The organism is Streptomyces sp. NBC_01465 (assembly GCF_036227325.1).
Classification (GTDB): domain Bacteria; phylum Actinomycetota; class Actinomycetes; order Streptomycetales; family Streptomycetaceae; genus Streptomyces.
On the sequence record NZ_CP109467.1, the window covers coordinates 2,397,454 to 2,417,428 of the forward strand.

At 70.5% G+C, this 19,975-nt stretch carries 20 protein-coding genes; 10 read left to right on the forward strand and 10 right to left on the reverse strand.

Annotated elements, in window-relative coordinates; translation table 11 throughout:
- The first annotated feature begins 58 nt into the window (after positions 1-58).
- Positions 59-823 carry an SDR family NAD(P)-dependent oxidoreductase gene (locus OG707_RS11020; protein WP_329116956.1) on the forward strand — a complete coding sequence of 255 codons (765 nt, stop codon included), beginning with the start codon at positions 59-61 and terminating at the stop codon, positions 821-823.
- Here the strand turns inward: OG707_RS11020 and OG707_RS11025 are convergent.
- Genes OG707_RS11025 through OG707_RS11040 form a run of 4 tightly spaced genes read right to left on the reverse strand, consistent with a single transcriptional unit; the run spans position 820 to position 5,874 of the window.
- The gene (locus tag OG707_RS11025; protein WP_329116958.1) at positions 820-1,371 is read right to left on the reverse strand and encodes a GNAT family N-acetyltransferase; all 552 of its coding nucleotides are present in this window, start codon (positions 1,369-1,371) and stop codon (positions 820-822) included. The genes OG707_RS11020 and OG707_RS11025 overlap by 4 nt on opposite strands.
- Positions 1,368-2,090, reverse strand: a complete 723-nt coding sequence (locus OG707_RS11030) for a DUF6250 domain-containing protein (protein ID WP_329116960.1) — start codon at positions 2,088-2,090, stop codon at positions 1,368-1,370. The genes OG707_RS11025 and OG707_RS11030 overlap by 4 nt, the downstream gene beginning before the upstream one ends.
- The gene (locus OG707_RS11035; RefSeq protein WP_329116962.1) at positions 2,087-3,136 is read right to left on the reverse strand and encodes a GDSL-type esterase/lipase family protein; all 1,050 of its coding nucleotides are present in this window, start codon (positions 3,134-3,136) and stop codon (positions 2,087-2,089) included. Before OG707_RS11035 ends, OG707_RS11030 begins: the two co-directional genes overlap by 4 nt.
- Positions 3,133-5,874 carry an exo-rhamnogalacturonan lyase family protein gene (locus tag OG707_RS11040; RefSeq protein WP_329116963.1) on the reverse strand — a complete coding sequence of 914 codons (2,742 nt, stop codon included), beginning with the start codon at positions 5,872-5,874 and terminating at the stop codon, positions 3,133-3,135. The genes OG707_RS11035 and OG707_RS11040 overlap by 4 nt, the downstream gene beginning before the upstream one ends.
- Before the next feature lie 154 nt (positions 5,875-6,028).
- Here OG707_RS11040 and OG707_RS11045 point away from each other — a divergent pair, with 154 nt between their 5' ends.
- The 3 genes from OG707_RS11045 (at position 6,029) to OG707_RS11055 (ending at position 8,940) form a co-directional block, all read left to right on the forward strand.
- Positions 6,029-6,952 (forward strand): oxidoreductase, encoded by a 924-nt coding sequence (locus tag OG707_RS11045; protein WP_329116965.1) that lies wholly within the window; start codon positions 6,029-6,031, stop codon positions 6,950-6,952.
- Positions 6,953-7,012: 60 nt separating this feature from the next.
- The gene (locus OG707_RS11050; RefSeq protein ID WP_329116967.1) at positions 7,013-7,582 is read left to right on the forward strand and encodes a barstar family protein; all 570 of its coding nucleotides are present in this window, start codon (positions 7,013-7,015) and stop codon (positions 7,580-7,582) included.
- 146 nt (positions 7,583-7,728) lie between these two features.
- Positions 7,729-8,940: an RNA-guided endonuclease InsQ/TnpB family protein gene (locus tag OG707_RS11055; protein WP_329116969.1), complete on the forward strand. Its 1,212-nt coding sequence runs from the start codon at positions 7,729-7,731 to the stop codon at positions 8,938-8,940.
- A 69-nt stretch (positions 8,941-9,009) separates the two neighbouring features.
- Here the strand turns inward: OG707_RS11055 and OG707_RS11060 are convergent, their stop codons facing one another.
- From OG707_RS11060 to OG707_RS11075, 4 genes are all read right to left on the reverse strand, one after another.
- Positions 9,010-9,414 (reverse strand): VOC family protein, encoded by a 405-nt coding sequence (locus OG707_RS11060; protein WP_329116971.1) that lies wholly within the window; start codon positions 9,412-9,414, stop codon positions 9,010-9,012.
- 134 nt (positions 9,415-9,548) lie between these two features.
- Positions 9,549-10,013: a hypothetical protein gene (locus OG707_RS11065; RefSeq protein WP_329116973.1), complete on the reverse strand. Its 465-nt coding sequence runs from the start codon at positions 10,011-10,013 to the stop codon at positions 9,549-9,551.
- A gap of 98 nt (positions 10,014-10,111) precedes the next feature.
- Positions 10,112-10,966, reverse strand: a complete 855-nt coding sequence (locus OG707_RS11070) for an ABC transporter permease (RefSeq protein ID WP_329116975.1) — start codon at positions 10,964-10,966, stop codon at positions 10,112-10,114.
- Positions 10,963-11,874 (reverse strand): ABC transporter ATP-binding protein, encoded by a 912-nt coding sequence (locus tag OG707_RS11075; protein ID WP_329116977.1) that lies wholly within the window; start codon positions 11,872-11,874, stop codon positions 10,963-10,965. Before OG707_RS11075 ends, OG707_RS11070 begins: the two co-directional genes overlap by 4 nt.
- Before the next feature lie 231 nt (positions 11,875-12,105).
- Here OG707_RS11075 and OG707_RS11080 point away from each other — a divergent pair, with 231 nt between their 5' ends.
- The 3 genes from OG707_RS11080 (at position 12,106) to OG707_RS11090 (ending at position 15,901) form a co-directional block, all read left to right on the forward strand.
- On the forward strand, positions 12,106-13,227 hold the full coding sequence (locus OG707_RS11080) for a sensor histidine kinase (protein ID WP_329116979.1): 1,122 nt from the start codon (positions 12,106-12,108) through the stop codon (positions 13,225-13,227).
- Entirely contained in the window at positions 13,224-13,880 is a 657-nt protein-coding gene (locus OG707_RS11085; protein ID WP_329116980.1) for a response regulator transcription factor, read from the forward strand. The genes OG707_RS11080 and OG707_RS11085 overlap by 4 nt, the downstream gene beginning before the upstream one ends.
- 131 nt (positions 13,881-14,011) lie before the next feature.
- On the forward strand, positions 14,012-15,901 hold the full coding sequence (locus OG707_RS11090) for an APC family permease (RefSeq protein WP_329116981.1): 1,890 nt from the start codon (positions 14,012-14,014) through the stop codon (positions 15,899-15,901).
- Here the strand turns inward: OG707_RS11090 and OG707_RS11095 are convergent.
- Positions 15,898-16,830 carry a LysR family transcriptional regulator gene (locus OG707_RS11095; protein ID WP_329116983.1) on the reverse strand — a complete coding sequence of 311 codons (933 nt, stop codon included), beginning with the start codon at positions 16,828-16,830 and terminating at the stop codon, positions 15,898-15,900. The genes OG707_RS11090 and OG707_RS11095 overlap by 4 nt on opposite strands.
- A gap of 51 nt (positions 16,831-16,881) precedes the next feature.
- On the opposite strand from OG707_RS11095, the gene OG707_RS11100 reads away from it, so the two are divergent.
- Positions 16,882-17,487 (forward strand): RBBP9/YdeN family alpha/beta hydrolase, encoded by a 606-nt coding sequence (locus OG707_RS11100; RefSeq protein WP_329116985.1) that lies wholly within the window; start codon positions 16,882-16,884, stop codon positions 17,485-17,487.
- Between the two features lie 2 nt (positions 17,488-17,489).
- Entirely contained in the window at positions 17,490-18,602 is a 1,113-nt protein-coding gene (locus OG707_RS11105) for a DUF5937 family protein (RefSeq protein ID WP_329127729.1), read from the forward strand.
- A gap of 2 nt (positions 18,603-18,604) precedes the next feature.
- Here the strand turns inward: OG707_RS11105 and OG707_RS11110 are convergent, their stop codons facing one another.
- Positions 18,605-19,042, reverse strand: a complete 438-nt coding sequence (locus tag OG707_RS11110; protein WP_329116987.1) for a MarR family winged helix-turn-helix transcriptional regulator — start codon at positions 19,040-19,042, stop codon at positions 18,605-18,607.
- A gap of 113 nt (positions 19,043-19,155) precedes the next feature.
- Here OG707_RS11110 and OG707_RS11115 point away from each other — a divergent pair, with 113 nt between their 5' ends.
- On the forward strand, positions 19,156-19,956 hold the full coding sequence (locus OG707_RS11115; protein ID WP_329116990.1) for a CoA transferase subunit A: 801 nt from the start codon (positions 19,156-19,158) through the stop codon (positions 19,954-19,956).
- Positions 19,957-19,975 lie beyond the last annotated feature (19 nt).

Here is a 19,975-nt window from a genome sequence, read left to right on the forward strand (position 1 = left end):
CACTTGACGTACGCCCGAATATTTGACCGTTCGTTCCACTATTGCTCAGGGGATTCCGATGTCTGCACGCTTCACCTCCCGGACCGCACTCGTCACCGGCGCGGGCTCCGGCCTCGGCCGCGCGATCGCCCTGGCCCTCGCCGCCGAAGGCGCGAACGTCGTGGTCACGGGCCGCACGGCGACCACCCTGGACGAGACCGTCGCCCTGATCGAGAAGGCGGGCGGCACGGCGGTGGCGTTCACCGCCGACGTCTCGAACTCCGCCGACGTACGGAACCTGGTGACCCGGACGGTCGACCGCTTCGGCTCGCTCGACGTGGCGGTGAACAACGCCGGTGTCTTCCGCGGCGGCGCCCCGGTGGCCGAACTCTCCGAGGAGGACTGGACCCTCCAGCTCGGCATCAACCTCTCCGGCGTCCTCTACGGCCTCCAGGCCCAGGTCACCCAGATGAAGACCCAGCAGCACGGCGGCGCGATCGTCAACATCTCCTCCAACTTCGGCGTCCACCGCCGTGTGAAGGGCGCCGCCGGCTACATCGCGACGAAGGCCGCGGTCTCCGCCCTGACCCGCGCCGCCGCCCTCGACCACATCTCCGACGGGGTGCGCATCAACGCGGTGAGCCCGGGTGCGGCCGACTCCGTCATGTCCCTGCACCCCGGCGAGACGGAAGCGGACCGCGCGGCCCGCATGAAGGAGGAGTCGCCGCTGGGCCGCGTCTCCTCCGCCGCGGAAATCGCCGCCGCCGTCCTCTACCTGGCCTCGGACGACGCCGCGTCGGTGGTCGGCACGGACCTGGTGGTCGACGGGGGCGCGGCAGCCTAGCCGTAACTCCAGGTGTGCAGCAGCACCTGCCGCCCCTTGGCCTCGCGCGCAACGGGCTCGTCGTCCGTGAGCCGGAATCCGGCGGCACGGGCGACGGCCACGCTGGGCGCGTTCTCCGATTCGATGCGCAACAGCACGCGCCGCGCCCCCAGCCGGTGCGCCGCGTACTCCGTCACCAGCGCGACGGACCGGGCAGCAAGCCCCTGCCGCCGGTGCAACCGGCCGACACCATAGGCGAGTTCGAGCTCACGGCCGTCGAGCGCGGACCGGAAGAGAAGCACTTCCCCTTGCGGCAACTTCCCGTCGGAGGTGATCGCCAACTGCACCGTGCTGCGGCCCTCGTCGCGCCCCGCGCGCGCCTTCGCCAGATACGCACGCGCCGCCTCGGCGTCGAACGGCGAGGGCACGGGCGTCCACCGGTCGATCTCCGGATCGTCGTAGAGCTCGACCAACGAGGACAGGTCGTCCTCGGTCCACTCCCTCAGCTCGATGCCCTCCCCGCTCAGCCGGACGTACGGCGGCAGCACGATCTCGCTCCGGCGTGTCATGCCCCCGATTCTGCCCGCAGACGGCGCACCTCGAAGTCCGAGATGCGGAAGTGGCTCCACGTGGTACGGAAGGCGAAGTGGCCGCTCGTGTACGGCGCCGGGTCGCGGTAGTCGAAGACGAGCCGGCCGTTGTTCCACCACTGCACGGTCGGGCCGTCGGAGACGATGTGGACCCGGTTGGGCTCGTTCGCCGTGAGCAGGGGCTCGGTGTAGTCGTAGATCAGCGGGCGGTTGCCGGCCTCGCCGACGTAACGGCGCAGGCGGGTGGTGGTGTTGGTGTTGGCGCCATAGCCGGCGTAGTACGTCGTGAGCTGGTCGTACTCGGCCAGCGCACCGCTGCGGCGCGTGGCGAAGAGGTTGCGCGGGGAGCGGACGTCCGTGGCGTTCCAGAAGTTGTTGAGGTCGGAGACACGGTCGTTCACGCCGCCCGCCGACACCGGGGTGGCCGTGTAGGACAGCACGTACGGGCCGGTCAGGCGCTGCTTGAACCAGACGGTCGCACCACCGGGTACGTCGACGTCGAGCACGCCGCGGGCGGCGGTGACAGTGCCGCCGAGCTCCAACTCCGTTGCCCACTGGCCCAGTCCGTGGCGGAAGTGGTCGGCGGCGATCAGCCGGCCGCCCGGCCGGGGGCGGGTCCTGGCGGAGGCGGCGGTGGGAAGCAGGGCACTCAGGGCGGTGCCTGCGGCGAGGGCGCCGAAGGCGCGGCGAGTGGTCATCGGCGGGGATCTCCTATGGTGGTGCGGATGAGGGTCAGCAGGTGGTCCGCCACCTTGCGGTGGCCCTGCTCGCTGGGGTGTACGTCGCCGTGGAAGTCGCCGTCGGCGGGCGAGAGCCAGCCGACGGTGTAGACGAACTCGACGTGGTTGTCGGCCAGTTGGGCTACGACGGCCGCGATGTCGTCCGCGTGCGTACCGTTGAAGGGGCGCAGCGCGAGGATGCGGGCATGCGGGGCGGCCGACCGCAGTTGGCGCAGGTAGGTGAGGTAGGCGGCGCGGAAGTCGGCGGGTGCGGACGCCGCGTCGTTGGTGCCCTGGTTCACCACGACGACATCGGCATCGCGGTCCGGATCCGCCCGTGAGCCCGCGAAGTTCCAGCCGTACGCCCCGGATGCCGCCGGCACTCCGCCGTTGCCCGTCTGGATGACGCCCTGGCGGCCGAAACCGACCTGGGTGAGCTTCGCGCGGAGGGCGTCCGCCACGAGGGTCGGGTAGGCGGCGGTGCCGTCGGCGCAGTCGGAGGTGTTGACGTCGCACAGGGCCATGACGCCCTGCGTGATGGAGTCTCCGTAGAACGCCAACTCCAGACGCTTGGACGGCCGTTGGGGCAGAATCCGGGCTCCCGGGTCCGGGGCCAGGCCGGTCAGGGCGACGCCCGTCCGCAGCGGTGGGGTCCAGCGCTCCACGCGTGCGTACACGTCCTTCACCGACAGTTCGACCGTGTGCGGTCCGCGACCGTCCGCCGCGATGGCGAGGTCGGCGCGGTCGACTGCGTACAGCTGCTCGGCGCCGCCGTCGACCGTCACGTAGACCTGCGCGGGCACGGTGACCGTCGAGACGTCGAAGCGGAGGTGGACGCCGGTGCCGGCGAAGCGGAATCGCAGCCGGGAGCCGGAGTTGACGGTGGTGGCCGCCCGGTCGGTGCGGTCCCAGTGGCCTTCGTAGGCGAGACGCCGGTCGTCGGGGCGTACGAGGGTGGAGTGGTGGACCGGGCTCGCGAGGACGGCGACGGTGGATGCCGCGAGGAACGTAACCCCGAGTCTCATGACGGGATCGACTCCCCGATCAGCGCCAGATTCTGGATGGCCGCGAGCGCCCACTGCGCGGAGGAGTTGGTGGAGATCCAGGGGATCTCCTCCGTGGTGCGCAGCACGTTCGGGGCCTTGATCCTGGCCGGGGTCCAGTCGTTCGACGGGAAATAGGTGTCGCTGCCGGTGAAGAACTCGTTCCAGGCGCGCTTGGCGAGTGTCGCGTCGTTCTTCCTGTGCGCGGCGTACGCGGTGATCCGCGAGTGGGCCGCCGGGAGCGCCGACTTCCAGGTGGAGCCGGTGAGTTGGATCTTCTCGGCGCTGGTGGCGTTGTAGTACTGGGCGTAGTTCAGCCACGCCTGCGCGAACTCCTTCTCCTCCTCGCCGATCAGCGTGATGATCTCGCTGTTGGTCTCCACGAGCCCGAAGACGGCGCTCAGATGCGAGACGCTGACGGCGGTGGAGGCCGTCACGGCGAACTTGCCGGTGTCCGCGTCCAGCAGCCCCGTCCCCGTGAAGAAGCCGTTCGGCTGGGCGGCGATCGTACGGAGCGAGTTGACCAGCTTCGCCTTCGCCTGGTCCGCCTTGGGACCGTGCCGCTCCCACTCCGTGAGCCAGGCCGCCGATATGCCGCCCCAGTCGGTGCCGAAGCCGACCGACAGGGCGTGCCGGTCGCCGGGGGTGTAGCCGTCGGTGCGTACCTTGCGCTGCGGGTCCAGCGCGATGAACGTCTCTTCCACGTCGGCGAGTTCGTGCAGCAGGTCGCCCGTACGCTCGTCGCCGGTGAGGAAGTAGTAGAAGCGGCGGTTGGCGGCAGTGGAGATACGGACCTGCTTCGCACTGTCCGCATAGTGCTGCACACCGTGCCGGGTCCCGAGCCCCGCCCACTTGCCCAGGTGGTAGACGTCGACCTCGCCGGTGTGGCGGGTCAGGGCCTCCGCGAAACGGAACACCTCGGCGGAGCCGGTGCGCAGGAAGTGGTACCAGAGCCAGAGGTCGGTGCCGAGTTCGGAGTTGTCCCAGGCGAAGCCGCCGACGTCGTAGCGCCAGACGTGCCGGTCGTTGTCGTAGGTGTGCTGAACGTCGCCGTAGTCGAGGAAGCCGTACCAGCGTCGGTCCTCGCGCTGGTCGCGGTAGTACGCGAAGAGCGCGTCGAGGCGGTCCTCGACGGTGGCGCGCGCCGCGCTGGAGCGGTCGACGGGCGCCCAGTCGCCGAACACGCCCGCGCTGTGGATGCGTTCAGGGGTGGCGGTGAGTTGCGGGGGCGTCGCGGTGGCGGCGGCCTGGGCAGCGAGGGTGGTGGCGGAGGGGGTGGCGGCGTTGGCCCAGAAGGAGAGCTCGCTGGTGCGGGCTATGCCGTAGGGGGTGCCGAAGCCCTTCTCGTAGTCCTCGTAGGTGATCTCCAGGCCCTCGGACTGCTTCTCGTACGTGTCCTGGCCCAGGCCGTCGTGGTAGAAGCGCAGGTCGAGCGGGGCGGCCTCGGGAGAGTAGAGCCACAGGGTGACCTCGGCGGCGTCCGTGGCGGCGCCCCGGATGTCGAGCTGAGTGGGGTGGCGCTGCCAGAAGTCCCGCAGGCCGAAGGAGAGTCCGCCGCCCGCCCCGCCGACGTAACCGAAACCGCCCGCGCGCCGCCCGGCCGCCGACTGGATCCAGCCGTGGCCCGGCTTGGTGCGCTTGCGGATGCTGTAGCCGTCGGCGGAGAGCTGGGCGAGGGTGTAGTCGCCCCAGGTGGGGATGTACGCGAGGCGGCCGGAGACGGTGGTGGCCCAGGTGGAGGTGTCAGGCAGCTTCCGGCCGGCGATCTGCGCGGCGCGCACCGCCTCGCCCGGGTCGCGGCGCAGCCCGGTGATGCCCTGTACGGCTTCGCTGAAGAGGCCGCCCTCGGAGTCGGCGAGGCGGATATGGCGGTCGTACGCGGCATCGACGAGCGGCACGGTGAAGCGGACGCCGAGACCGCGCAGGAAGTCGCCCTTGTCCGAGCCCGGATTCTGCGTGCCGTCCCAGACGAAGGTGTGCACGAGGCGGAAGGAGTCGGCGCCCGCCGTGAAGACGAACCGCAGGGTGAACGGCAGCCAGTCGCCCCTTCCCCTGCCGTGGTGTCTGCCCTCGACGCGTACGACGGCGCGCACGGGTCCGTCCTGTTCGACGACGGTCTTCTCGACGCGGCCCGTGAACTCCTGCCAGTCGGCGGTCGAACGCGCCTCGTCGCCGACGCTGCCCTGCCGGAGGGCGACGAGCCTGCCGTCGCGGGCGATCTCCGTGGTGCCGCGCCGGACGGAGGAGACGACGACGGAGGAGCCTTTCGCGCCGAAGACGGTGGTGACTGGTCCCGTGTCCACCCGTACCTGTCCGCCCCTGGTGGTGACGGAGACCTGCTCGCCACCGGTGGCCGGAATGCCCGAACTCAGCTTGTACGTACCGGACTTGGGGGCTCCGGAGGCGATGGCGTGCGCCGTCCATTTGGCCGACCCGTCGGGCCAGTAGCCGGTGACCCAGCTCTGTACGGGCACCTCCTCACCGTCGGCGGTGGCGAGACGGAACCGCTGGTCGGCCGGGTGAACCCCTCTCGCCCAGGGCACGCCCCAGGTGGTGCCGGTGTGCGCTGCAGGGGCGGATCCTTCCAGCCAGTGCAGTTCGGCGCCGGGGTCGGCGGAGTCGGCTGCGTACGCGCTTCGGTTCGAGGCCCAGGCGAACTGGGCGGCGGCCGCGGCGAATGCGGCGGACTTGATGACGGTGCGACGGGCGGGGCCGGACACGGTGCTCCTCTGGCGGCAAGGGAGTCGGGGGGTGGGCGATCTTGCTGCCACCGTGCCCGTCGAAGCGCATCGACGCCAGATCTTCACGGCCCCTGCCATGAGTTCGCAACACCGCGCACACACTGCGCTGCACCCCGGTCGTACCCTGGGCCCCATGACCCAGGGCTGGAACGCGCGCGACATCCCCGACCAGAGCGGCCGCACCGCCGTCGTCACCGGAGCCAACAGCGGCATCGGCTACGTCACGGCGCGCGAACTGGCCCGCCGCGGCGCACGCGTCCTGCTCGCGTGCCGCAGCGAGGCCCGGGGCCAGGAGGCGCAGGCGCGGCTGCGGCGCGAGGTTCCGGACGCGGACGCCGAGTTCGTACCGCTGGACCTGGCCGATCTCGCGTCCGTACGGGAATTCGCGGCGGCCTACCCCCACGAGGGGCTCGACCTGCTCATCAACAACGCGGGCGTGATGGCGCTCCCCTACGGACAGACCGCGGACGGCTTCGAGACGCAGTTCGGGGTGAACCACCTGGGCCACTTCGCCCTCACGGGCCTCCTGCTCCCCAAGCTCCTCGACACCCCCGGAGCGCGCGTCGTCTCCGTGTCGAGCGGGATGCACGCCATCGCCAACGTCGACATCGGCGACCTCAACAGCGAGCACCGCTACCGCCGTTGGGTCGCGTACGGCCGCTCCAAGACGGCCAATCTCCTGTTCATCCACGAGCTCGCGCGCCGCCTAGAAGCTGCGGGCTCCGACGTGATCGCCGCCGCCGCACACCCCGGCTACGCGGCGACGAACCTCCAGACGGCGGGCACCAAGATGGAGGGCCGCGCCACGGCGACGCGCGTCGTGGAACTCGGCAACCGCGTCCTGGCCCAGCCCGCGGAGGCCGGCGCCCTCCCCACCCTGTACGCGGCCACCGCCCCCGCCGTGCACCCCGACTCCTTCACGGGCCCCGGCCGCCTGGGCTGGCGCGGGGCCCCCGCTCCGTCCTGGCGCGCGAAGTGGACGCGGGACGACGTGGCGGGCGAGCGGCTGTGGATCGCGTCCGAGCAGCTCACAGGGGTGCCGTACAAGAAGATCTGAAGTTCACTGAAGTCCAACGGCCACACCCTGCTCGTGAACGTTCGACCGCGAAGGACAGATGTGACCCCGTTCGACGTGCCCAAACCGAAAGCTCCCTGGGTTGTCTTCGGGCCACGCGAGACGGTCGAATTCGAGGAACAAGCGCTGGCACTGCGCGCTGCGGGCGGGCGGGTGTACGAGCTGCAAGCCCGTGACCTGAGAGACGAAGTGAGTACCTGCGAAGCCTTTGCCCGGGCGGTCGGAGCCCCGGGCTACTTCGGCTGGAACTGGGATGCTCTGGTCGACTGTCTTGACGACCTTCACGATCAGCTCACCGGCGGAGTGGGCATCGTCGTGCTGGTACATGGGGCCGACGAACTCCTCGGGGCGAACCACCTCAGGGTACTGATGAGCTCGCTCTGCCTCGCAGCCGACCGCACGAACACCGAGGTCGATTCGGACGGTGAGCCCCGTGGCCGACCGGTGGTCATCGAGCATTTCCTCTTCCTGCTCGACGAGGTACGCGCAGAGGAGTTCAAAGTCGAGATCGAGGACCCGGACCTCGCGGTCGCCGTCGAGGGAGATTTCCTCACAGTGGCCTTGAATCTCACGGTGTGGCGTCCCTCAATCTCAGATCCCCGGGTGCACTGAGCTCAATACAGGGATCAAACCCTGTCACTTCTACACCTATTGAGAATATTGACCGCCAATTACTGACATGCACTTCACTGCAGCGCAAGACGCGGCTTACCTTCAGCCTGCCGAGATCGTTTCAGCGGGGAAGAGGGGGGACGAACATGCGCCGTGCGTACAAATTCCTCCTGCGACCCACTGCTCGCCAGGCTGCCAAGCTGGGCGAGATGCTGGCTGATCACTGCTCGCTCTACAACGGTGCACTCCAGGAGCGCCGAGACGCCTACCGGCACGTCTCCAGGACCGGCATCACATACGTGCAACAGTCAGCGCAGCTCAAGGGCATCCGTGCTTTTGACCCGGAGCGCCAGGGGCGCTGGTCGTTCTCCTCCCAGCAAGCAACACTTCGCCGCCTGGACAGGGCATTTGCTGCCTTCTTCCGCCGGGTCAAGTCTGGCGAAACGCCGGGCTATCCTCGCTTCAAGGGTGCGAACTGGTTCGACACGGTGGAGTTCCCCAAGGACGGGGACGGCTGCCGGTGGGACTCCACCCCGACCGATCCCGTCACGCGCGTGCGACTGCAGGGTGTCGGCCATGTACGGGTACACCAGCACCGCCCGGTGAAGGGTCACGTCAAAACTGTCAGCATCAAGCGTGAGGGCAAGCAGTGGTACATCATCCTTGCCTGTGCCGAGGTGCCGACCGAGCCACTCCCCACCACGGGCGCGGAGACAGGCATCGACGTGGGCCTCGCCCATTTCCTCACCACGTCGGAGGGCGAGCACCAGCCCAACCCCCGGTTCGGCCGGCGCACTGCCAACGCACTCGCCGACGCCCAGCGCGCCCTCAAGAAATTCCCCCGCCGAAAGCGAGAGAATCGCACTGTAAAGCATCAATTGGCGGTCGAGAAGGTGGCGCAACTCCACCGCAAGGTACGCCGTCAGCGCACGGATCACGCGCACAAGACTGCCCTGGCCTTGGTACGCGCCTACGACGTGATCGCTCACGAACGCCTCAACATCGCGAACATGGTCCGCACCCCCAAACCCAGCCCCGACCCCGAGCGGCCCGGCCACTACCTGCCCAATGGGGCTGCGGCAAAGACAGGGCTGAACAAGAGCATCCAGGACGCGGGTTGGGGGGTGTTCCTGGGCATCCTCGCGCACAAGGCTGAAAGCGCCGGTCGCAAGCTGATCCCGGTGGACCCTCGCGACACCTCCCGCACCTGCCCCACCTGCGGGCACGTGTCCAGCGAGAACCGCCCCACGCAGGAGAAGTTCGAGTGCACCAAGTGCGGGCACACCGCTCACGCCGACCACGTTGGCGCACTCAACGTCGCTGTCAGGGCCGGGCTGGTCCTTCCTGACGTGGCCTAGCCACCGACAGGAGAATCCCCCGGAACTATCCGGCGGGAGGAGTCACCCACATGACCTCGAAGTGCCCGTTCAGCTCTGAATCGCGGACGGGTCCATCCAGACAACCTCGAAGTGGTGGCCGTCCGGGTCCAGGAAGGAGCGCCCGTACATGAAGCCGTGGTCCTGGGGCTCCTGCGCGGGCGAGCCGCCGGAGGACAGCGCGGTGTCGACCAGCTCGTCGACCGCCTCGCGGCTCTCCGCGCTGAAACAGGTGATCGACTCGACAGTGGTGGACGTGTCGGCGATCTTCCGCGTCGTGAAGGTCTCGAAGAAGGACTCCTTGAGCAGCATCAGGACGATCGTGTCGCTGACGACGATGCTGGAGGCGTTCTCGTCGGTGAACTGGGCGTTGACCGAGTAGCCGAGCTTCGTGAAGAAGGCCTTCGAGACCTCCAGGTCCTTGACCGGCAGGTTGACGAAGATCATCTGAGTCATGGTGCTGTCCTTCACTCTCTGGCGGCCCGCCCCCTGGCGTGCGCTTCAAGGGGGTAGACGTGGGGGCAGTGGGAAACTCATCGGTCGAACGGAAACTCGTACAGAAAGAGCTTCGCGGCGATCCCACGGCCCCGCTACTCGAGCCCCGAAGCCCGGAAGACCGCCTGCGCCTCGTCCCCGTCGATCCGCTCGGCCAGCGCCTTCATGGCCCCTGTGCCGGACCGCAGCACCCCGCGCTCCCGCGCACTCCGTACGCCCGACTCCAGCCGGTGCCAGAGCAGCGGATTGCCGACGAGGACCTCGGGGTCGACCTCCACCCGGTTTCCCTGGGCGTCTCTCAGTACGAGGCGCGGGGCGACGCCCTCGGAGTGCCGTACGAGCGTCAACTGGCGTGTGGAAACCCGGCGTTCGCGCAGCAGACCGCGGACCGCGAGCCAGTCGTCGCCCGCCGTGACGCGCGGCGGGTAGAGCACGACGAACAGCGCCACCGCGAGCGCGCCCCAGATCCCGCCCCGCAGCACGCTCAGCGAGCCGCGTCCGCCGTCCACGAGCAGCAGCATGGCGAGGAGGGCCGCCGCACAGAAGGCAGCGGCCCGCACGTCCCTCCCCCACGCCCGGTCCCGGACGACCACGCCCGAGGGTACGACCGGGGGCGCGCACCGCGCCATGGAAGTGCCCGGTCCTACGTACGCGGGGATCACACGTCGCGGCGCCGTACGGCAAGCACGGTGAGGAGTAGCCCGGCGAGCGGCCAGAGCACGAAGGCCGTCCATGCTTCGGCCGCCGTGGGAAAGGCCGATCCGGAGTGCGGATGCACCTGGGACAGGCAGGTGCGCCAGGCGTAGTACGGGAACATGCCGTACAGGTCGTTCGCCCACTGATGGACGCCTGGTTTGAAGAAGCCCGGCACGACGACGAGAACAGCGCACGCCGTGACGACCGTGCCGGCCGTGTGCCGCAGGAGCGCCCCGATCCCCATCCCCACCAGGCCCGCCACGGGTGCGAGCAGCGCGTTCGCCACAAGCACGGAGAGGACGCCGGGATCGGTCACGGACAGGCCGATACCGCGGCCGGACAGAATAGCCTGGCTGACCCCGAACGTGCCCGCCGAGACGACCGCCCCGAGAGCGAGCATGACGCCCGCGACGACCACGGCCTTGGCCGTCACCACCCGGTGGCGGGCCGGCACCGCGGTCAGCGTGGTGCGGATCAGACCGGAGGCGTACTCACCGACGATCGTCAGCGCACCGACGCAGCCCGCACCGATCATGAGGAGCGAGACACCGACACCGTTGAGCGCCTCGGTCATCGGGTCGTAGTGGGACCGCTCCTGCGGTCCGAAGTCCGGCCAGTCGCCGTAGGCGTCGAAACTGCTCTGCGCGGCGAACCCGATCAGGACCAGGACGCCGGCCCCGAGCACCCAGTAGGTCGAGCGGAGCGACCACAGCTTGATCCACTCGGCGGCGACAAGATCGCGCGTACGGACAAGTGGTTCGGCCGGTGCTGCCGGCCGGGGGGCCGCGGGCGGACGGACGGCGGTCGGCGACGTCATCGGCTGTCACCCGCGAGGTACTCGGCGCTGTCGGCGGTCAGTTCCATGAATGCCTCCTCCAACGAGGCGCTGCGCGAGGCGAGTTCACGCAACAGGATCCGGTGCTCGAAGGCGATCTCACCGATGCGGGCCGCGGGGAGCCCCGTCACGGTGAGTGCCCCGGTGGATTCCGTTCGTACGGCGGCCCCTTCGAGGGCGAGGGCGGTTGCGAGCCGGACGGGGTCGGGCGTGGAGACGGTGACGCGGGTCCGGGTGCCACGTGCCGCGAAGTCTGTGACGCTCTCCTCGGCGATCAGTTCGCCGCGGCCGATGACGACGAGACGGTCGGCGGTGTGCTCCATCTCGCTCATCAGGTGGCTGGAGACGAGTACGGTGCGCCCCTCGGCGGCCAGCCCCTTGAAGAGTTCACGCACCCACCGCACGCCTTCCGGGTCGAGTCCGTTGACCGGCTCGTCGAACAACAGCACGGGCGGATCGCCGAGCAGGGCGGTCGCGATCCCGAGCCGCTGCCGCATCCCCAGGGAGAACCCTCCGACGCGGCGGCGTGCCGCACCGGCCAGCCCCACCTCGTCGAGAACCTCCTGCACTCGGCGGCGGGACAGCCCATTGGTGCGGGCCAGTGCCGACAGGTGGGCCTCGGCACTCCGCCCGGGGTGGACGTCCCCGGCGTCGAGAAGCGCACCGACGTGGTGGAGTCCGGCCTGCCGGTCGGCGAACGGCCGCCCGTCGACGGTGGCGGTTCCGGCTGTGGGCCGGTTCAGCCCGAGGATCATGCGCAGGGTGGTGCTCTTGCCCGCGCCGTTGGGCCCGAGGAACCCGGTGACGCTCCCGGGCCGCACCGTGAAGCTCAGGTCGTTGACGGCGAGGACGTCGCCGTAGCGTTTGCTTAGTCCACTGACTTCGATCATGCGGTCCACGGTGCCGCCGTGATGGCCACCGCCGCATCGGCCGCCGGGCCGGATTAGGGACGCCGTATCTGCCTTCAGGCATACATCTGCAGGCTGATGTCCGATGGTCGGCAGCGACCTACGATCGCAACCGTGCCCGAGATCACGCCTCACCGGCCTCCCGGAACAGCTCTACGACGTCCGTCTGTCTGGTTCGGGGTTGCTGCGCTGGGAGTTGCTCTATACGCAACGATGTCTGGTGGTCCCATCCCGGTCGTCGGGCAGGACAGCCAGGGCGTCGCACTTGCCGCACTCGCGCTCGCCATGGCGGCACCGCTGGGGTGGGCGCGGCGGCACCCGTGGCCGGTCCTCGCGGTACTCCTCACCGAGACTGCCGCCGCGGTGGCAACGAGGCTGGGGGTCGCGCAGATCTGCCCCCTCGTTCCGGCGGCGGATCTCCTGGTCGGTGTGGTCGCGGCCGCGCGCTCACCACGCGCCGGTCACGCCGCCGCGGCCCTCACATTCGCCGTTCAGGTGACGGTCGTGCAGGTGAACCTCTTCAGGGACGGCGGCTGGGCGCGCGTACTGGCTCCGGGGTATCTCGGCCTGACTGCCTGCCTGGCCTTCGCCGTACTGTTCGCCTGGCAGACCGGTGCCTCTGTCCGCGAACGGCGTGCGTACGACGAGGCGCTGCGCATGCAGGCCGCCGACCGGGCCGTCACCGCCGACCGGCTGCGCATCGCGCGCGAACTCCACGACATGGTCGCCCACAGCATCGGCGTCATCGCGATCCAGGCAGGCGCAGGCAGTCGAGTCATCGGCAGCGCACCCGAGCAGGCACAGCACTCGCTGGAGGCCATCGAGGTCGTCAGCAGGGAGACCCTGGGCGGCCTGCGGCATATGCTCGATCTGCTGCGGCAGCCGGAGCCGGGGCGGGAACCCGCCCCGGAATACGCCCCGTTCACAAGTCTCGACGATCTCGACCGGCTGGTCGCGACGGCGGCGGAAGCGGGAGTCCGGCTAGAGGTGCGGCGCCGAGGTGAGCAGCGCCCGCTGCCCACTGCCGTCGACCGGTCAGCCTTCCGCATCATCCAGGAGTCGGTGACCAATGTGGTCCGGCACGCGGCAACCGGGCGCTGCCGGGCGACGGTCGAGTACCGGCCCCACGAACTGTGGATCGAGGTGGCCGACGACGGGCGCTGCCGCACGGACACTGCAACTGATCCCTCCGGCTACGGCATCTGCGGCATGCGCGAGCGGGTCGCGCTCCTCGACGGCAGCTTCACCGCGGGCCCACGCCCCGAAGGTGGCTTCCGGGTCGCCGCACGTCTGCCCCTGCCCCGGCCCTGCGACTCGGAGATGACGGCCCCATGACGATCCGCGTCGTCCTCGCGGACGACCAGGCGCTGGTGCGCGCCGGGCTGCGTATGGTCATCGACCACAGCTCCGGCATCGACGTCGTCGGCGAGGCCACGACCGGCATCCAGGCGGTGGCCCTGGCCAGGGAACTGCGCCCCGATGTGGTGGTGATGGACATCAGGATGCCCGGCATGGACGGCATCGAGGCCACCCAGATGGTCACCGCCGACTCCACGGGGACCCGTGTACTCGTCCTCACGACCTTCGATGACGACACCAATGTGTACGCCGCGCTGCGTGCCGGTGCGAGCGGCTTCCTCGTCAAGGACATGGCACTGGAGGACATCCTCACGGCGGTCCGCGTGGTCGCGGCGGGCGACGCCCTGATCGCGCCGAACATCACCCGCCGCCTCATCGCCGAGTTCGCCGGCCGCCCCGAACCCGCCCCTCCACCGGCCCGACTCATGTGCGTCACCGCCCGGGAACGCGAAGTCCTGGTCCTCGTCGGACGTGGCATGTCCAACGCCGAGGTCGCCGACCGTCTGCACATCAGCCCGGGCACCGCCAAGACGCACGTCGCAAGCCTGCTCTCCAAGCTCGGCGTCCGCGACCGGGTCAAGCTCGTCATCCTCGCCTACGAGGCGGGGCTGGTGTCGCCGTCCCGGTGACGCCCCGCTCCGCGTCAATACGGCGACAAGATCCCCGCCCCGCCCGCCAAGAACCCGGCAACGCCCGATGCCCCCGTCCCGCCTCCCGCGCACGCTGAGCACGCAGCGCTCACATCCCGGAGGTAGCCCGCATGACCACCCAGGCCGTCGCCCCCGACGCCGTCCCGTCCCTCGCTCCGGTGCCCGACCGGCCGCCCGGCGACCGTCACCGGCTCACCGCGACCCAGGGGCTTGCCGCGCTCTCGCTCGACGCCATGGCCTCCGTCGCGTACGGGCCCGAGGCGATCGTCCTCGTGCTGGCTGCCGCAGGCGCCCACGGACTGGGCTTCACCCTCCCCGTGACCCTGGCGATCGCCGGTCTCCTGGCCGTCCTCGTCGCCTCGTACCGCCAGGTCATAGCGGCTTTCCCGAACGGTGGCGGCAGCTACGCCGTCGCCCGCAAGCACCTGGGCCCGCGCACCGCGCTCGTCGCGGCCGCCTCCCTGGTCCTCGACTACGTACTGAATGTCGCGGTCTCCGTCACCGCCGGCGTCGCCGCCCTGACCTCCGCCTTCCCCTCCCTCTACGGCGACCGCCTGCCCCTCTGCCTCGGCGTCCTGGTCCTGGTCACGGCGATCAATCTGCGCGGCATCGTCGACTCGGCGAAGGCGTTCATCGTGCCGACCGCCGTCTTCGTCGGCTCGATCATGGCGATCATCGTGGTCGGCCTCTTCCGGGACGCCCCCGCGTCCACGTACACGGCGGAGGGCCACGCCTCGGTCCTCACGGTCAATGCGCTGCAACATCAGTCGGGAGCCGTCGGCACCCTGCTCCTCCTCAAGGCGTTCGCCTCCGGCTGCTCCGCCCTCACCGGCGTCGAGGCCGTCGCCAACGCCGTCCCCTCCTTCCGCGCCCCGGCCGCCAAGCGCGCCCAGCGCACCGAGGTGGCACTCGGCGCGCTCCTCGGTGTCATGCTGATCGGGCTGTCGGTCCTGATCGGCCGCTTCCACCTCCAGCCGGTCGAGGGCGTCACCGTCCTCGCCCAGCTCGCGGACGCCGCGCTCGGCCACAACTGGGCTTTCTACGTCGTCCAGTTCGCGACCGTCGTCCTCCTCGCGCTCGCCGCGAACACCTCCTTCGGCGGCCTCCCCGTCCTGATGTCCCTGCTCTCCCGCGACGACTACCTCCCGCACGTCTTCGCCCTCCGGGCCGACCGCCAGGTCCTGCGCCACGGAGTCCTCGCGCTCGCCGTCGTCGCGGCAGCCCTGCTGGTCTTCTCCGGCGGCGACACCAACACCCTCGTCCCACTCTTCGCGATCGGCGTCTTCGTCGGCTTCACGATCTGCCAGACGGGCATGGTCATCCACTGGCGTCTGGAGCGCTCCCCGGGCTGGCGCGGCAAGGCCGCGCTCAACGGCTTCGGTGCCCTGCTCACCGGGGTCGCGGCGATCGTCGTCACCGCGACCAAGTTCACGGAGGGCGCCTGGATGATCGTGATCGCGCTCCCCCTCCTCGTCCTCGGCTTCGAGGCGATCAAGCGGGCGTACGGAAGGATCGGCGACCGCACGGACCTGAACGGCGCCGTCCCCGCGGCCCCGCACCGTGACCGCTCGCTGGTCCTGGTCCCGGTCTCGCACCTGTCGAAGCCGACCTGTGAGGCGGTCAACGCCGCCATGTCGATGGGCGACGAGGTGCGCGCTGTGACGGTCACGGACCCCACCGACCCCGAGGACCAGGAGGCGGCCGAGAGTCTCCGCAGGGCGTGGAGGGCGTGGAACCCCGGTGTCGACCTGGTCGAGCTGACCTCGGTTCACCGTACGGTCGGCCGCCCCGTCGCCGAGTACGTCCGCAAGATCTACGCGTACCACCCGGACACCCGCGTCACCGTACTGATCCCCGAGGTCGAACCGGCCCACCTCTGGCAGCGCCTCCTGCAGAACCAGCGCGGCGCGGTCCTGGCCCACGCGGTGCGCCGGGACACGGACGCGGCGATCTGCCGGCTGCGCTTCCGCCTGGCGAAGGCGAAGGTCAACAACCCCTAACCGGCCGCCAGTTGGGCGGCCGCGACCAGCCGCTCCAGCACGGCGCCCAGCACCGGATCCCCCTCGGACCCGGCCCGTACGGCGGCGAAGACATGGCGGGTGGGCGCCTGCCCCTCGGGCGTACGCAGGACGAGGCCGGGGCGGTGCAGCGGCTGGACCAGGCGCGGGACGAGCGCGACGCCCGCACCGGCGGCGACGAGGGCGGCGAGGGACTGCCAGTCGTTCACGGCGTGCCGGATCTCCGGCGTGAAGCCGCCCGCGGCGCAGACCGACCGGGTCACGGCCCCGCAGCAGCTGCGCCCGTCGCCGACGATCCAGGGGTCGGCGGCGAGCTCCCGCAGGGGGATGCGGTCCAGGGAGGCGAGGCGGTGACCGGCGGGGAGAGCGATGTCGAGGAGGTCGGTGAGCAGGTCGGTGCGCGCGTACCGGCGGTCGGTGAACGGGGGCGCGGCGGCGAAGTCGACGGCCACCGCGAGGTCGATCTCGCCCGCGTCGAGGCGGGTGAAGAGGTCCGGCGGCTCGGCCTCCACGACGGCGACGGAGAGGTCGGGACGGGTGGCGGCGAGGTCGGTGAGGACTGCGGGCAGGAGCCCGGAGATGGCGCTGGAGAAGGCCCCGACGGTCAGGGCGCCGCGCTGTCCCTCGCCCCAGGCGGTGAGGTCGGCGCGGGCCCGCTCCAGCTGGGCGGAGATGAGGTCCGCGTGCTGGAGGACCACGCGCGCCTGCCCCGTGAGCCGTACGCCGCGCCCCTGCCGTTCCACGAGTGGGACGCCCAACTCGCGGGAGAGCGCGGCGAGTTGCTGCGAGACGGCAGAGGGGGTCAGGTGCAGGGCCTCGGCGGTCCGGGCCAGACTGCCCCGGCGGTCCAGCTCGCGCAGCGCGCCGAGACGGCGCAGATCGATGGTGAAGGCGCCGCTTACCTGTTCCATCCAGAAAGATTAACTGGACCTGACACGACGCGGGGCCGGACGATCGTACGCATGACGACCTCGCGCTCCTTCCTGATCCTGCACGGCTGGCAGAACCACCGCCCCGAGGGCCACTGGCAGCACTGGCTGGCGGACGAGCTGACCGCGCGCGGCCACCGCGTGGCCTATCCGCAGCTCCCGGACCCCGACCGCCCGGACCTGGAGACGTGGCTCGGCAGGCTCCGCACCCAGCTCGCCGAGGGGCCGGACACGGTGGTCTGCCACAGCCTGGCCGTCGTCCTGTGGCTGCACGCGGTGGCCCGCGGCGATGCGGCCGCCGACCGCGTGCTGCTTGTCGCGCCGCCGTCCTCCGAGGTGCTGGCGGGGTACGAGGAGGTCGCCGGTTTCGGCGGCCCCACGGCGACCGCCGCGCAGGTGGCCGCCGCCTCGGGCGCGACCCGCCTCGTCGCCGGGGACGACGACCCGTACTGCGCGGGCGGTGCGGCGGACCACTACGGGAAGCTGCTGGGCCTGGAGACCGACGTCGTGGCGGGCGGTGGCCATCTGTCGCTCGACGAGGGGTACGGTGCCTGGCCGTCGGTCCTGGACTGGTGCCTCGACCCTTCGGTACGCCTGGCCGCCAGGCCCGCCGGGGCGGCAGGCACCATGTACGTATGAGCGTGAGCATCGAGATCGCGGGGCTGCCGCCCGAGCGCATCGTCTTCGAGACGTCGCCGCTGGCGGAGCTGGGCCTTGCCCTGCACGCCCTGTCCGAGCCCGGGCACCACCCGGGGATGGGCGCCTGGGCGACCGCGACGGCGGCCTCGCTCAAGCCGGATCTCGCCGACCGGCTGCACGAGGCGGACTTCCTGTGGCGAAACACGTTCTCCGACCTGTTCATGCCGTTCGCCGGTGTGCGGGGCGGCGACGGCAGGACCGGGGCGACGCTCGCCGACGACCTGGCGCTCCTGGACCGGCTGGACGACGAGCAATTCGTGGACGCGGCACTGGAGTTCACCTGCCCGACCACGTACAACACGGGTGCGCCTTCGCCGCTGACCGACCCGGCCATGCGTAACCGGGCGCTCGACATGGCTGCCGCCCGCGGCCCTCAGCAGCGGGACTTCACCAGCCGGCTGCTGGACGATCCCGCTGCGACGCGTGCGTGGGTACGGCGCCTGGCGGAGGACTGCGACGAGGCGTTCTTCGCGGACACCTGGCAGCGGGTCCGTGCCCAGCTGGCCGCGGACGCCCGGCACAAGTCCGAGCTGCTGCGCCACAAGGGGCTGAGCGAGACGCTGCACTCGGTCTCGCCCGCCCTGTCCCTGGACGGAGGGGGCACGCGCATCGAAGCGGACAAGCTCACCGTCGGACGTGCCACCGCCGTCGATCCGGCGGTCGGGGCGGGGCTCACCTTCGTGCCGTCGCACTTCGGCTGGCCGCATCTGATGGTCCTGCACCGGCCGCGCTGGCGTCCCGTGATCCACTACCCGGTCGGCGCCCCCGATCTGCCGTCGCACGCGTCGGTGGAGCTGATGAAGCGGCGGCTGGACGCGCTGGCCCACCCGGTGCGGATGCAGTTGTGCCGCAACCTGGCCCGTGCCCCGTACACGACCGGGGAGCTCGCCGATTTCCACCGGATCACCGCGCCCGAGGTGTCCCGGCATCTCGCCGTGCTGAAGAAGGCGGGGCTCGTCACCACGACGCGCCGCGGCCGGTACGTCATGCACCAGCTGGACGTGACGGTGGTGGCCCGTCTGGGCAGCGACTTCCTGGAGGGAATCCTGCGCTGAGCTCAGCCCCTGAGCTCCTCCGCAGCGTCCGCGACGCGCGCAACGAGTCGCAGCAAAGTCTCCTGCTCACTCGCATCCAGCGGCGCGAGAAAGACCTTGTTCATCCGGGCGGTCTTCGTCACGAGCCGCCGGTGCACCTTCTCCCCCTCCTCGGTGAGGGTGAGCACATTGCGCCGCCCGTCGAGCGGGTCGCGGACCCGCTCCACCAGCCCGCGCCGGGCGAGCCGCGCCACCAGATCGGCGATCGTGGACCGGTCGAGCCGTACGTGCTCGCCGATGGTCCGCTGGTCGGTGTCGGGCTTCTCCACCAGCGCGTTGAGCACGGCGAACTGCGGGGACGTCGTCTCCTCGGAGACCATCGTCGTCCAGAGCAGGGTGTGCGCCTGCTGGAGCCGTCTGGCCAGGTGCCCGGGGTGCGTCGACAGGTCGGTCGCAGCCATGAGAACTCCCTCTTCCTCAGTGCACAGACCCATTGACGTGCACCCAACTCAATGGAAGCGTACGGCCTCGACGAACAAATAGTCAGTGCACTGAGCAATGCGAGGTGGTGGTGATGGCAGAGATACGCACCCTGCACGACGCCGTGGCGGATCTTGTCCACGACGGGGACACCGTGGCGATGGAGGGCTTCACGCATCTGATTCCGTACGCCGCCGCCCACGAGGTCATCCGCCAGTCGATCACCGATCTCACCCTCGTCCGGATGACTCCGGACGTGATCTACGACCAGCTCATCGGCGCCGGCCTGGTGAAGAAACTGGTCTTCTCCTGGGGCGGCAACCCGGGCGTCGGCTCGCTCCACCGCTTCCGTGACGCCGTCGAGAACGGCTGGCCGCGCCCCCTCGAACTCGACGAGCACAGCCACGCGGGCATGGCCAACCGCTACGTGGCCGGGGCGTCACGCCTCCCCTTCGCGGTCCTGCGCGGCTACCGGGGCTCCGACCTGGCCACCCGCACCGACACGGTCTCCACCGTCATGTGCCCTTTCACGGGTGAGGAGTTGGCGGCGGTCGCCGCCCTCAATCCGGACGTCACCGTGATCCACGCACAGCAGGCGGACCCGGACGGCAATGTCCAGATGTGGGGCCTGACGGGCGTGCAGAAGGAGGCGGTCCTGGCGGCCGACCGGGTCCTGGTCACCGTCGAGGAGATCGTCGACTCGCTGGTGCCGCGCCCGGGCGGGGTGGTGCTGCCGGGGTGGGTGATCGACGCGGTCGCGGTCGTCCCGGGCGGTGCGCATCCCTCGTACGCGAGCGGCTACTCGGTCCGCGACAACGACTTCTACCAGGCGTGGGACCCGGTCTCGCGAGACCGCGAGAAGTTCACCAAGTGGCTTGAGGAGACGGTGAGTTGACCAGCTATACGGGCGACGA

Coding starts and splice junctions, on each gene's coding strand:
- OG707_RS11020 (WP_329116956.1), top strand. CDS start 59: ATGTCTGCACGCTTCACCTCCCGGACCGCACTCGTCACCGGCGCGGGC.
- OG707_RS11025 (WP_329116958.1), bottom strand. CDS start 1,371: ATGACACGCCGGAGCGAGATCGTGCTGCCGCCGTACGTCCGGCTGAGC.
- OG707_RS11030 (WP_329116960.1), bottom strand. CDS start 2,090: ATGACCACTCGCCGCGCCTTCGGCGCCCTCGCCGCAGGCACCGCCCTG.
- OG707_RS11035 (WP_329116962.1), bottom strand. CDS start 3,136: ATGAGACTCGGGGTTACGTTCCTCGCGGCATCCACCGTCGCCGTCCTC.
- OG707_RS11045 (WP_329116965.1), top strand. CDS start 6,029: ATGACCCAGGGCTGGAACGCGCGCGACATCCCCGACCAGAGCGGCCGC.
- OG707_RS11055 (WP_329116969.1), top strand. CDS start 7,729: ATGCGCCGTGCGTACAAATTCCTCCTGCGACCCACTGCTCGCCAGGCT.
- OG707_RS11060 (WP_329116971.1), bottom strand. CDS start 9,414: ATGACTCAGATGATCTTCGTCAACCTGCCGGTCAAGGACCTGGAGGTC.
- OG707_RS11070 (WP_329116975.1), bottom strand. CDS start 10,966: ATGACGTCGCCGACCGCCGTCCGTCCGCCCGCGGCCCCCCGGCCGGCA.
- OG707_RS11075 (WP_329116977.1), bottom strand. CDS start 11,874: ATGATCGAAGTCAGTGGACTAAGCAAACGCTACGGCGACGTCCTCGCC.
- OG707_RS11080 (WP_329116979.1), top strand. CDS start 12,106: ATGTCTGGTGGTCCCATCCCGGTCGTCGGGCAGGACAGCCAGGGCGTC.
- OG707_RS11085 (WP_329116980.1), top strand. CDS start 13,224: ATGACGATCCGCGTCGTCCTCGCGGACGACCAGGCGCTGGTGCGCGCC.
- OG707_RS11090 (WP_329116981.1), top strand. CDS start 14,012: ATGACCACCCAGGCCGTCGCCCCCGACGCCGTCCCGTCCCTCGCTCCG.
- OG707_RS11095 (WP_329116983.1), bottom strand. CDS start 16,830: ATGGAACAGGTAAGCGGCGCCTTCACCATCGATCTGCGCCGTCTCGGC.
- OG707_RS11100 (WP_329116985.1), top strand. CDS start 16,882: ATGACGACCTCGCGCTCCTTCCTGATCCTGCACGGCTGGCAGAACCAC.
- OG707_RS11110 (WP_329116987.1), bottom strand. CDS start 19,042: ATGGCTGCGACCGACCTGTCGACGCACCCCGGGCACCTGGCCAGACGG.
- OG707_RS11115 (WP_329116990.1), top strand. CDS start 19,156: ATGGCAGAGATACGCACCCTGCACGACGCCGTGGCGGATCTTGTCCAC.